Origin of the sequence: Oryzifoliimicrobium ureilyticum, assembly GCF_037199735.1 — a bacterium.
GTDB lineage: Bacteria > Pseudomonadota > Alphaproteobacteria > Rhizobiales > Rhizobiaceae > Rhizobium > Rhizobium ureilyticus.
The window spans coordinates 100,699-113,374 of sequence record NZ_JBBBVQ010000017.1; the positions used below are offsets into that span (position 1 = coordinate 100,699).

At 56.2% G+C, this 12,676-nt stretch carries 10 protein-coding genes; 7 read left to right on the forward strand and 3 right to left on the reverse strand.

Going from position 1 to position 12,676, the window contains the following annotated elements; genetic code table 11:
* Position 1: 1 nt before the first annotated feature.
* Together rhbE and VQ830_RS21020 are read left to right on the forward strand one after the other, a co-directional pair.
* Positions 2-1,342: a rhizobactin siderophore biosynthesis protein RhbE gene (rhbE, locus tag VQ830_RS21015; RefSeq protein WP_337270105.1), complete on the forward strand. Its 1,341-nt coding sequence runs from the start codon at positions 2-4 to the stop codon at positions 1,340-1,342.
* Positions 1,326-3,134: an IucA/IucC family protein gene (locus VQ830_RS21020; RefSeq protein WP_337270106.1), complete on the forward strand. Its 1,809-nt coding sequence runs from the start codon at positions 1,326-1,328 to the stop codon at positions 3,132-3,134. Before rhbE ends, VQ830_RS21020 begins: the two co-directional genes overlap by 17 nt.
* Before the next feature lie 77 nt (positions 3,135-3,211).
* Here the strand turns inward: VQ830_RS21020 and VQ830_RS21025 are convergent, their stop codons facing one another.
* Positions 3,212-4,519, reverse strand: coding sequence for a peptidoglycan L,D-endopeptidase MepK (locus VQ830_RS21025; RefSeq protein WP_438618398.1), 1,308 nt, complete (start codon positions 4,517-4,519; stop codon positions 3,212-3,214).
* Between the two features lie 142 nt (positions 4,520-4,661).
* Positions 4,662-5,609, reverse strand: a complete 948-nt coding sequence (rhrA, locus tag VQ830_RS21030) for a rhizobactin biosynthesis transcriptional regulator RhrA (RefSeq protein WP_337270108.1) — start codon at positions 5,607-5,609, stop codon at positions 4,662-4,664.
* Positions 5,610-5,776: 167 nt separating this feature from the next.
* On the opposite strand from rhrA, the gene rhtA reads away from it, so the two are divergent.
* Genes rhtA through VQ830_RS21045 form a run of 3 tightly spaced genes read left to right on the forward strand, consistent with a single transcriptional unit; the run spans position 5,777 to position 10,166 of the window.
* A complete protein-coding gene (gene rhtA, locus VQ830_RS21035; protein ID WP_337270109.1) occupies positions 5,777-8,029 on the forward strand; it encodes a TonB-dependent siderophore receptor RhtA in 2,253 nt (750 codons plus the stop codon).
* A complete protein-coding gene (locus tag VQ830_RS21040; RefSeq protein ID WP_337270110.1) occupies positions 8,029-9,117 on the forward strand; it encodes a GNAT family N-acetyltransferase in 1,089 nt (362 codons plus the stop codon). Before rhtA ends, VQ830_RS21040 begins: the two co-directional genes overlap by 1 nt.
* Positions 9,114-10,166 carry a siderophore-interacting protein gene (locus VQ830_RS21045; RefSeq protein WP_337270111.1) on the forward strand — a complete coding sequence of 351 codons (1,053 nt, stop codon included), beginning with the start codon at positions 9,114-9,116 and terminating at the stop codon, positions 10,164-10,166. The genes VQ830_RS21040 and VQ830_RS21045 overlap by 4 nt, the downstream gene beginning before the upstream one ends.
* Before the next feature lie 4 nt (positions 10,167-10,170).
* On the opposite strand, the gene queC is transcribed toward VQ830_RS21045, so the two are convergent.
* Positions 10,171-10,890, reverse strand: a complete 720-nt coding sequence (gene queC / locus VQ830_RS21050; RefSeq protein ID WP_337270112.1) for a 7-cyano-7-deazaguanine synthase QueC — start codon at positions 10,888-10,890, stop codon at positions 10,171-10,173.
* A 277-nt stretch (positions 10,891-11,167) separates the two neighbouring features.
* Between queC and VQ830_RS21055 the strand changes: the two genes are divergently transcribed.
* Positions 11,168-12,223: an SPFH domain-containing protein gene (locus tag VQ830_RS21055; RefSeq protein ID WP_337270113.1), complete on the forward strand. Its 1,056-nt coding sequence runs from the start codon at positions 11,168-11,170 to the stop codon at positions 12,221-12,223.
* On the forward strand, positions 12,220-12,675 hold the full coding sequence (locus VQ830_RS21060; protein ID WP_337270114.1) for an NfeD family protein: 456 nt from the start codon (positions 12,220-12,222) through the stop codon (positions 12,673-12,675). The genes VQ830_RS21055 and VQ830_RS21060 overlap by 4 nt, the downstream gene beginning before the upstream one ends.
* Position 12,676 lies beyond the last annotated feature (1 nt).

Genomic DNA, 12,676 nt, shown 5'->3' on the forward strand with positions numbered 1-12,676 from the left:
CATGATCCATTATGACCTTGCCGGTATCGGCATTGGACCTTTCAATCTCGGTCTCGCCGCGTTGATGTCATCGCACGCCGCTTTGAACGGCGTCTTCCTTGAGCGCAAACCGGCCTTCCGCTGGCATGAGGGCATGATCTTGCCCGGCACGACACTTCAAGTGCCGTTCATGGCTGATCTCGTCACCATGGCGGACCCAACCCACCCTCTCAGCTTCCTGAATTATCTTGCGGTCCATGACCGTCTCTATAAGTTCTATTTTTACGAGAACTTCATGATCCCGCGAGAGGAATATGATCATTACTGCCGTTGGGCTTCGCAGCGTCTTTCTTCATGCCGCTTCGGCGAGGAGGTTAAGCACGTCGACTATGACGCAAACAATGATGTGTTCACGATTGAGAGCCATGGGCCGGCGGGGCAGCCACATCGCTACCACGCCCGACATATTGCAGTCGGGATCGGCACAGCACCTTGGCTGCCTGAATGGGCAAAGATCAAGACGAATGCGCCTGTCTTCCATTCTGCTGAATTTGCCAATCGTCGCGGTGAGCTGGGAAAGCGGCGGCGGATAACCGTTATTGGCTCGGGTCAGAGCGCGGCCGAATGCGTTCTGTCGATCTTCAATGAATTGACACCTGAGCTTGTTGCAGCAGGCGCCTCGCTTCAATGGATCACCCGTTCACCGGGTTTCTTCCCGATGGAATATTCCAAGCTTGGTCTGGAGTATTTCACACCCGATTACATGCGTCACTTCCACGATATTGCCCCAGAAGCGCGGCGCAGCATCGTCGCCAATCAGGGCCTGCTGTATAAAGGCATCAGCTTTGGCACGATCGGCCAGATTTTTGATCTGCTGTACGAGCGCTCGGTCGGTGGTCGGGACCCAGGTCTCTCGCTTGTGTCGAACTGCGCCGTAGAGACGCTGGAGACCACGACGGCCGGCAGCCTGCGGCTTGGCCTTCATCACCGGCATCTCGACCAGCGTACAACGGTTGAGACGGATGCCGTGATCGCAGCCACCGGCTACCGTCACGCCTGGCCCTCATGGATCGAGGGGTTGAAACAGGACCTCTTGCAAACCTGCGACAGGGGCGACCTCATCGTGGATGCCGACTTCCGCGCCAAGCGTCGGACGCAGGGCAAAGCCAACGTCTTCATCCAAAATGCCGAAACCTTCCACCATGGTGTCGGCGCGCCCGATCTTGGTCTTGGCGCATTCCGCAACGCGGTCATCCTCAATCAGCTGCTGGGCCGCGCGCATTACCGCGTCGATACGTCCATGTCGTTCCAGAACTTCGGCTTGCCGGCCCAGAAAGGAGATCTCTATGCACAAGCGTCCTGACACAACACTCCTCGCTGCAGCGTTTAAACCCGAGCTTTGGAGAACGGTTTCCGCGCAGCTGCTGGCCAAGACGATCGAGGAATTTGCCTATGAGCGGGTTTTCGATGTGAAGACTGAACGGCCCGGACTTTATCGTTTTGATGTCGGTCCTTTATCCTATCGCTTCAGAGCGAAAGCCTACGTCTTCGACAATCTCGTGGTCGAGCCTGACAGCATCAGAAAAACCGACAGTTCTGGGGAGCAACCCATCGCCGATCCGCTTGCTTTTTGCGCGGAGATCCTGCCCCATCTAGGCGTTAAACCCATGACCGTCGCGCATTTCATTAAGGAGCTCGGCAATACGCTCTTGTCAGATGCTCACATAGCGGCGCGTGCCGACAAAACGGCAAGTGCCCTGACCCATCTCGATGATACCCACATGGAAGGCGAAACGACCGGCCATCCCTGGGTCACGGTCAGCAAGGGTCGTATTGGCCTTGGCTATGCCGACTACCTTGCCTATACGCCCGAAAACCGGACACCAACGCAGATTTTCTGGATCGGCGTCTCCAAGGATAGAGCGAAATTCGTAGCAGAGGCTGGTCTGTCGAACGACGGATTGGCTCGAGAGGCTCTCGGTGCGGAACGCTTCAAAGCTTTCGTTGGAAAGCTTGAACAACAAGGCGGATCCACAACCAGCCATTTCATGATGCCAGTCCATCCTTGGCAATGGGATCATATGATCGTGCCGCATTTTGCTGCCGACATCGCGAGCGGTCAGATCGTGCCGCTGGGATTGGGAGATGATCTTTATCTTCCGCAGCAATCCATTCGCACGCTCTCGAATGCAACGCATCCCGAAAAGTCGACGCTGAAGCTGTGCATGACGATCTTGAACACTGCAGTCTATCGCGGCATCCCCGGCAAACGAGCGCTGACTGCCGCGCCATTGACGACTTGGCTCGACGAGCTTCTGGTGAAAGATCGTTACCTGTCGGAAAAGTGCGGTCTCATTCTCCTCGGCGAACGAGCGGGAATGCATTATGCTCACCCGCAATATGCGCAGATCGATGGAGCACCCTACCAATTCAACGAGATGCTCGGATGCCTGTGGCGTGACAGCCTGACCCCACATCTCTGCGAGGGTGAAATGGGCATGCCGCTTGCTGGATTGCTGCATAAGGGCGTCGACGGCAAACCCGTCGTCCAGGCTCTGGCGGAAAAATCCGGGCTTTCGCTCTCTGACTGGATGCAGGCATTCTTCGATACCGTCATTCCGCCCGTCTATCATCTTCTGGCCCGTCACGGTCTTGCCTTCTCGGCGCACGGTCAAAACGCCATCCTGGTCCTGAAGAACGGCGTTCCGCAACGGCTGGCACTGCGCGATTTCATCGACGACGTGATCGTCTGCGACGAAGATTTTCCGGAAACGGCCTCCCTGCCACCGCAGGTCAGTAAGGTTCTCTTGCGCTTGCCCGCCGACTTTGTGATCCATTTCATCCAAACCACGCTCTTCATTTGCGTGTTCCGCTATATTTCGGTGCTTCTGGATCAGCGCTGCGGGCTGACGGAAGCGCAATTCTGGTCGCTCGCCAGAGACAGCGTCCTGCGCTATCAAGCTCGCTTTCCGGATCTATCGGAACGATTTGCGATCTTCGACTTGTTTGGAGAAGATTACCCGCGCCTTTGCCTCAACCGCGTCCGGCTCTTCACCCATGGCTATGCTGATGATGACGAGCGCCCGGTCCCAGATTTTCAGGGTGTCGTCAGAAACCCCCTTCTCGCCTTTGAACGGCGCAGCGACGCAGCCTAAGGCTTGATGCGCGGCGCCTTCTGCCAAACGCGCCGCGCTCAAGATGGAACGTAACGCCGTCTAGCCGGCGGTGGCGTTTAGCCGAAGCGCTCGATTTTGAAGGATGCGGGCGCGGTTCCAGTCGTTCCGCTGGAAGGGGTCTCGATCAGATTTTTATGAACCCGCCAGAAACGAGGGGCGCGCAGACCGATGGCAGCGCCCTGCTTATGCAAGGCCCAACTCTTCAGCGCCTTGTCCGAGATATCGCCGACGCCGCCATCAACCTCTACGGCCCGCGCGCTCGGCAGAAAGGCGATCATCTCGGGCTTGTGAAGCGGTGAGCGCGTCGCGCTGCGAGGCGTTGCGCCCCATTGGCTTCGAGCTTTTGCAAGATCGTTGAACTCAGGCTTAACCGTCACTGGTGCAATCGACGCCGTCACGAGCGCCTTGTCCGGTTCGAGCACTGCAGTCAGACCTGATGGTCGCATGGATGGCAAGGGAACGGCAAAGTCTGGCTTTGTTTCCGTCGGCATTGTTTTTACGATCGACTGTCGATTGACCTCACTCAATGCCTGGTTACGATTTCCTGGGACGGGAAGGAGCGCGGTAGCAAGGCCGAGGCGCGGACGCTCGGTCGCGGACGCATCATCTTCATCCGCATCGTCCACCCGTGCAATCTCGATCGCCGAGCGAGCGCCGCGCTTTCTGGAAGCGGCGACTGCTTGCTCGTAACCCGGCAAAGGTCCGCCAGCAGCCGGCAGATGAAGCGTGCGTCCATTGGGAAAAAGCTGCGCCAGTTCCTGACGCGACATGCGAGGCCAGGCTCGCACATTACCGACATCAAGATGCACGAAGGGCGATCCAGAGCGCGGGTAAAATCCGACGCCGCCAACCTGCATCTGCATGGCGATGGCGCGCAACGTAGACAGCTTCACGCCTGGAATATAGAAATCCATCGCTTTGCCGAGCGTGTGCTGGCTGTTCTTGGCAACGCCCGTGTTTCGTGAGCGCGAGCGCAACATGTTGTTTGTAGACGGCGAGCGGTAGGCCGAGACGATATGAATATAGTCTGTCCCGCCGCTACGGCGGTAAACCTCCCAGACGAGATCGAGAAGGCGTGGATCCATGCGCGCCGGCTCGTTTTTGCGCCAGTCGCGCAGAAACCGATTGATCTGGGTAAGGCCGCGCGGGTCGAAACGTCCGTCCCGCTTGAAGGTGATCGTGGCCTTCTCACCGGTATGAGTGAAGAAGAGCTTCAAGGCTCTCTCTTCGGCAGAGGCGAGTTCGGTGGAACCGAGACATACAGCAGCCGCACAGAGAAGGGTCAACGCCGCTTGCGCTACACGCTGCCGAAGCGAATTGAAGAGTGAGGCCGCCGTTTCCGCAAACGCCTTCATTCCGGACATATTCATCGCACAATCAGACACCACAAAAACCCGTTCTCGGCAGGAAAAACAAACATCCGTTACTGTTAGGATGCGGGGCGGTTGCGGTGATTATGGTCAATGAACCGTTAACAGGACGTTGATGAGCGGTTAGGCATGCTTCCTAAAGTTGCGAGGCTGCGGCGCGGCGCAGATCAGAGGGGCGCACGCCGTAGCGTGATCGGAATGTGCGATTGAAGTAAGAGAGGTCGTTGAAACCCACGCTGTAAGCGATCTGACTGATGGAAAGGCTGCCGCCCTCCGTCAGCATCATGGATTTTGCGAGCTCCAAACGCCGCTCGAGCACATATCTGGAAAAGGTTGTTCCTTCCCGACTGAAGAATTTCTGCACAGCGCGTGTCGTGATTCCTTGCGCATCGGCGACATCCGAGATGGAAAAGCCGGATCTTGCCATATTCGCTTCAATGATCGATTTGATCGACGAAAGACGACCCTGCGGTAAATTTTCGAGAGAATCAGAACTGATCTGGCGGATCAGGATCGGAAGAAGATCGTAGAAATGCGCCACCATCATCGCAGCCTCGCGCTCGCTCTGATATTCTTGGCGCAGGAGATAGCCGGCATAGTTCGTCAAAAGCCCGAGCGGCAGGCAATCCGCCGGCAAAATCTGCATGCATAAGGGTTTCAAGCGGTCACGGATCGCACCCATCGCATAGCCTGGAAGATGCGCCAGATCCAGCCGTCCGCCGTTGGACAGCGTGATCTCGCAGGCAGCGTCAGCCGGAACGAAGATCACATCACGCGGCTGCAATTGCGCCAATACCTTCCGATGGCGTACGGAAAGCGGCCCATCGATCGCTCTTAAAATGACAATATCAGCGCTGTTGACGCCGCTCGCCGACAGATGAAGTGCGGATTTTGGAAAATAGATGGTCGTCAAGGAAAGTGAAATATATTTCCAGAACAGACCCGTCACACCTGTGAGATCGCCGTCCATCACGTTAAGTGTCGCTTCACCAAGCATGTCGAGCAAGATGCTGCGGCAAACCATACGGCTTTCGCGATCGGGAAGGGAAAGTGCCCCAAACTTCATCGGTCTGACCATTCCCATTCTGTGACCTCCGTTTCCCGTGGACGTTCGCATCTGTCCAAATCGAGTTCGCATTTCTCCAAGCGGACGTTGCTCCTTACCTCATAAAACATGACTTAAATAGTCTTGTATTTGTGAATCGCGTCGGTCGACAAAGCTGCCGTGCGGTTTTTGTGTCAGGGGGCATTATGGGTAGATCGGGAAGTCGCGGCGCAGGTTTGTTTGCGCTGACATTGGCAGCATTGGTAAGCACCGGCGTTGAAGCGCAGGATACAGGCAGTTCAGAGCCTGCAAAACGCGGAAACGACGGAAGCACGCAGTCCCCGACCAGCCTGGATGCCATTGTTGTGACGGGCGGGCGCGCGCCGCAGCAGATTTCCGAGACCGCCAAAACGATTTACGTCGTCGACAGCAAGGAGATCGAGGCAGAAGCGCGTTCTGGAAAGAACCTCCAGCAGATCCTTGCCGATAAGGTGCCGAGCTTTGATCCCGCAAGTGAAGGCGCGAGAACCTCTTACGGGCAAAATCTTCGCGGCCGCAGTGCGCTTGTCTTGATTGATGGCGTTTCAATGAATTCGGCCCGCGGTCTAAGCCGCCAGTTCGATGCGATCGATCCTTTCAACATCGAACGCGTTGAAGTCCTGTCTGGCGCAACGGCGATCTACGGCGGCAACGCAACGGGCGGGATCATCAATATTATAACGAAGAAGGGTAAGGATGCAGGCGATGGCTTTCATACCGAGGTGACTGCTGGAGCAGGCAGCGGCTTTGCCGGTCATAAAGACTTCGATCGTAACGTAGCGGGAGCGATGACCTACAAGGGAGAAAACTGGGACGGCCGGTTTTCGATCGCAGCGCAAAATACCGGTGCTTATTATGATGGCAACGGCACTATGCTCATCCCTGATATTACCCAAACGTCGACGGCATTTAACAAGCGGCTTGACCTCATGGGATCGGTCGGCTTGCAGTTTGACGATCAGCGTCGACTCGAACTGACGGGCCAGTATTTCGACAGTAAGCAAGATTCCGATTACGGCCTATACTATGGACCCAATTTCGCCGCGCTGACCAATCCGAGACTCTTCGAAACGCGCGATGGCTACGAGTCCGACTTCAATCCATCGACGCGCCGCTCGATGATCAATGCCACCTATACAGACGAAGATGTTCTGGGCCAGCAACTCCTCTTGCAAGGCTCGTTCCGCAGTGAGCGGCTTCAATTCAACCCGTTCCCATCAGGCAGCTATTTTGCCGGAAGCTCCCAAGATACCGATTACTACGCCATCAAGGCAGCGCTTGTTGCCGAGCCGACCGATAGGCTCAAAATTACATACGGCATTGACGCAGACTACGATTCATTCTCTTCCAGCCAAAATGTGTTCGACATGGCGACCGCGGCGCGCACCGGCGGCATGAAATTCGAGACGATGGGCATCACCGGACTTTATCCCGGCATCGACGTCTCGACCGTGGCAGGCTTTGCTGAAGCATCCTATGAGGCAACCGATAAACTGACGTTGAGCGGCGGGGTCCGTTATCAGTTCGTTCACACGGAGGTCTCCGACTTCGTTGGGGCTGCACAGCAGGTGGCAATCCTGCAAGGACGGGCTCAGTCCGCGGATGCAATCCCAGGGGGCAGCGTCAGCTACGACGATGCGCTCTTCAATGCAGGCGTAAGTTATGAACTGACACCGACCCAACAGGTTTACGCAAATTTTAGCCAAGGCTTTGAACTGCCCGACCCGGCCAAATATTATGGGGTGGGCGTCTATTCGCTTTCCGGTGGCCGCTATACTCTCTTGGACAGCGTGAATGTCAGCCAATCGGCATTGCAGGCGATCAAGACAAATTCGTTCGAGATCGGCTATCGCTTTGACGACGGCACCTACAACCTGGAAAGCGCCGCCTATTATTCCCTGTCCGATAAATCCATCAACCTCAACCGCCAGAACCTGACAATCGATGTCGTCAATCAGGATCGTCGCGTCTATGGGATTGAGGGCAAAGCCGGCATGAAACTCGATCACGGCTTCGATGTCGGTGTTCTCGGCCAGTGGGTCCGCACAGACGTCAAAGGGTCTGACGGATGGGAAAAAGGTTCCATTGCAACGGCCAGCGTTTCGAAGCTCGGCGGCTATGTGGGCTGGACCAATGACGCGCTTAGCCTAAAGCTTTCCGGCCAGCATGTCTTTGACCTCACCGATGCCGATAATTTTAAGATCGACGGCTATACGCTTTTTGATCTTACCGGCAGCTACACCTTCGACAATACCGATACGACGGTGAATTTCGGCATTCAGAACCTCTTCGATACCGAATATACCACCATCTGGGGGTCCCGCGCCAAAGCGCTGTACGGTGCGCTCGCCAATGAAGCCGTGTTTGACTACAAGGGGCGCGGACGGACCTTTGCCATCTCGGTTTCCAAGGTCTTCTGATGGATCGCTCGTTGCAAAGGCAGGCGACGGATCGCCCGGACACGCTGGATGATAAGGCGCAAGCGCATTTTCGCGCCATGCTGCGCCATCCAGATGGGCCGGTGGAGGTCAGCCTTTCGGAAAGGATGATCCATGTCTCTGCCGGCAAGGGTAACTCTGCGATATTCGAACGCGTCGATGACGGGCTTGCTCTCATCGACGAAGACACAAATGACGATCTGCTTTTGCACATGGCTTGCGGGGTAATCGAAGCGCTGTTTGCCACGCAAAGAGACCTTCGGTGCCTGACATTGTTGGGGTCGGGCTGGCACGCTCTTCTTCCGCATCTGCTGGAAGCAGGTCTTGCCCTTCCGCCGTCAAGAGACGGTACGGTGGCGCGTGTACTTGCTGAAATGTTCTGGCAGCATGCGGCCTTGTGGATGCCCGCCATATCCTCCCCCTATCCGCGTTTGGACATCGTGACGGGGCAGATCGAACATCCGATACGCCCACCAAAACCAAGGGGCCTGCTCTACCAGCGCTATATCCCATGGCTGCATGGTAGCTTGTCGTTTGACGTCGCCACGCTGGACGATCTTTCATGTCTTCATGGCTGGCTCAATCAATCGCGCGTCAATGAGTTCTGGAATGAAGCCGGCAGTCTTGCCGATCACGAGCGCTATCTCACGCGGATGATCGAGGACCCGCATGTGATCCCGCTGATAGGCCGCTTTGAAGACGAAGCCTTCTCCTATTTTGAAATTTATTGGGCGAAGGAAGATATAATCGGTCCTTACTGCAGCGCCCGTGATTATGATCGTGGCTGTCACGTCATCGTGGGTGAAGAGCGTTTTCGCGGAAGGCAATGGTTTACCGCTTGGCTCCCCTCGCTCTTGCATCTCATGTTTCTATCCGATCCGCGAACCCAGGCGGTGGTGCAGGAGCCGAGCGCCTCGCATCATCGCCAACTGAAGAACCTACAGCTCTCCGGGTTTTCTCATATCCGCACCGCCGAGCTGCCAGGGAAGCGGGCGGCCATCATGTCGATAACGCGACAACATTTTTTCTCCAGCAGGTTGTGGCATCCCGCTGACAGGGGCTCGCCATGAAAAAGCTCGTAACTAAGAACCGTGATCAGGCGAGCGAACTCGGCGCGCACCATCTATACGGAACCATTCCCGTGCTTGAGCGGGACTTCCTTCTGGACCGTCTTTCCCGGCATCTTCAAGACCATGAGATCGTGGCGCGAAGAGACAAAACTGGCCTCAATGTTGATCTTCCCGATCTCTCTGCGCGCTTAATCACCGCGCATGACGGCATTCGCATAGATCTCGCTAGTGCGGATCTGGAACGGCTTTATTTTACGAAAGTCTGGCTCGATGAAGCGATCCAGGAAGCTGGCGGAGCTGATGTCGCTGAGATCTTATGGGACGATCACACCCTCACCGGCATGCCTCCAAGTTTCTGTATTTTAACAGTTGCGTCCACCGAAGACATAAGCCCGCGCCTGCGCAGAATAAGCTTCCTAACGCGTCATGTGCATCGCTTTAACACAATGGAGCAGATGCATCTTCGGCTTCTCATGAACTTTAATGAGGTGTCGCAAGCGTCCCAATCAGGCTGTCCCATCAAACCGATCTGGCGTGTTTACACGGTTCGACAATTCGATGAACAGACGTCGACCCTCGTCGTCGATTTCGTTCTTCATGACGAAGATGGCGCCGGCACTGAATGGGCAAAGCGCGCATTGATCGGGGAATGTCTCGGGGCTGCAGGCCCATGCGGTGGCGGCTACAGCCATTCTGATACAGCTCTTATTGCGGGCGACGAAACCGCTCTTCCCGCAATCGCCCGCATCTTAGCGTCCCTTGATCCAGAGGCCTCGGTAAAGGTGATCTGCGAAGCTGAAACCGAGGCGGATATACTGGCAATGCCTAGCCGTGCAGAGGTCGAGGTCAACTGGCTGCTCAGAAACGGTCGGCAAAGCAGGCTTGCCGATCATGTTTTCTCAGAAGCAGAGAAGAACAGGAATTTTACAGGCCTCTGGGTAGCCTGTGAAGCCGGAGAAGCAAAAGCGCTTCGAAGGCAGTTGCAGGGCATTGACCATAGCTTTCGAAACCTCCGCATTTTCTCCTATTGGCATAAGGAGCCAGCGTAAAACATTATCGGCTTGTCTCATTTTCCCTTCTATCGAAATCCTCGGTCACTGCCTTCCAGAAATCAGGGTCCTCGTATTCCGTCGGGTCTTCCACCCCGGCAAGGTGAAAGGCCTCTCGCCGTTCGACGCAAGTCCCACAACGCCCGCAGTGGTGCTGACCGCCTTTGTAGCACGACCAAGTCTCGGCAAAGGGCGTATGATGCCTTGCACCGTCAGCGACAATATCTGCCTTTGTTTGGTTGACGTATGGGGCGAGCAACCGCACCGATGCATAACCGTCAAGCGCGCGGTTCTGCATCGCTTGGAACGCGTCAATGAAGTCGGGCCGACAATCGGGATAGATAAAGTGATCGCCGCCATGAACCGCGATTGCGACGTTATCGGCCTTGCGGGCAGCCGCAATCCCGAACGCGATCGTCAGCATGATCGCATTTCTGTTAGGAACAACCGTTGATTTCATGGTCTCCTCGGCATAATGGCCGTCGGGTACATCGACATCATCCGTCAAGGCTGAGCCCGTGAGCCGGTTACCGATGTTGCGCATATCGATAACTTCATGCGGAACGCCAAGCCGCGCCGCGCAGGCTGCCGCGTAGTCAAGCTCGCGGACATGTCGCTGGCCATAATTGAAAGACAGGAGCAGAACCAAATCATGGTCTGCAGCGATCCGATGCGCGAGCGATACGGAATCGAGACCGCCGGAACATACGACAACAGTTTTCATATTACTTCCCTTGTTTTGACCGGGTGGGCTGCGACCGGAGGTAAACTTCTATCGCATCGACAGGCGAAACGAAATTGATTTCCGTAGGGTCAGCCGTGTGAGGCGCAGCTACTCTCACTTATTTCTGGATGCTTAGACGGGCTGACGAACGCTCGGCGCCGCCGTGCCTCGGTTGAGTTAACATCCATCTCGAACTGCGCCTACCCGGCTTTTGAGACCTCTGGTGTTTCCGTTCCGTTCTGGTATGGTGCGGCAGACTTCTACTCATGGGGGTATTATGGGATTAGATGGCTTCAGCTTAGTGATCATCGTTCTGGTGATCTTCGTGCTCATCGTCATGGCAGCGGGCATCAAGACGGTACCACAAGGCTATCGCTACACAATCGAGCGTTTTGGGCGGTACACGAGCACCCTTGACCCCGGCCTCAATCTCATCGTGCCCTTCATCGAGCGGGTCGGCGCGCGCATGAACATGATGGAACAAGTACTTGACGTCCCGACCCAGGAAGTCATTACCAAGGACAACGCATCGGTCGCCGCTGACGCCGTCGTCTTTTATCAGGTTTTGAATGCTGCGCAGGCGGCCTACCAGGTCTCGAACCTCGAAAACGCTATCCTCAATCTCACTATGACGAATATTCGTTCGGTCATGGGATCGATGGATCTTGACGAACTTCTGTCGAACCGCGACGCGATCAATGATCGTCTGCTGCGCGTGGTCGACGATGCCGTACATCCCTGGGGTATCAAGGTAACGCGCATCGAGATCAAGGACATTCGCCCACCGCCGGCCCTGGTGGAGGCCATGGCCCGCCAAATGAAGGCGGAGCGCGAAAAGCGCGCCCAAATTCTTGAGGCTGAAGGCTCTAGAAGCGCGCAGGTTCTGCGCGCAGAAGGCGCGAAGCAATCAGCGATTCTGCAGGCAGAAGGCCAGCGGGAAGCGGCCTTCCGTGAAGCTGAAGCTCGCGAACGCCTTGCCGAAGCCGAAGCGAAAGCCACCAAAGTCGTATCGGAAGCCATTGCTGCCGGTGATGTGCAGGCAATCAACTACTTCGTTGCACAGAAATACACCGAAGCTCTCACTGCGATCGGTAGCGCAACAAATGCCAAGATCGTTCTGATGCCGATGGAAGCATCCTCGATCCTCGGCTCGCTTGGAGGGATCGGCGCCATCGCGCGGGATGTGTTTGGCGACGGCCCAAATTCCGCCCCGATCAAGCCGCAGCGTCAAGGCCCGAAGCGCTCCACGCCTGAAGTGCGTCCAAGTTCCGACATTCGATCGACACCGGAAGGCATTGCCTATCAGGTTCCCCGGGACGGGCAAGAGCAATGATCATATCCACAATAAACCAGCTTGGACTGTGGGGCTGGTGGGTGCTGGGTTTGACGTTGCTCGCCTTCGAAATTGTCGTGCCTGGCTTTTTCCTGTTCTGGATTGGTCTCGCTGCCCTGGCCGTCGGTGCTCTCTCTCTGCTTTTATGGGAGACGCCGATTTGGGCATGGCAAGTGCAGGCCCTCGCCTTTGCGGCCTTGTCTGTTGCCGCCATCATGATCGGGCGAAGATGGACAGGCGCAAACAAACTGTCGGACGAGCCCTTTTTGAACGATCGGGGAGCAAGCCTGGTGGGACGAACTGCCATTCTCGTCGAGCCGATCACGAATGGAAAAGGCCGCATCCGTCTAGACGATACGACTTGGCAGGTCATGGGTCCCAACCTGCCGGCCGGCGCGCAGGTCAGGATCATCGCCTCGCATGGCAGGGACCTGACGGTAGAGGCGGCCTGAT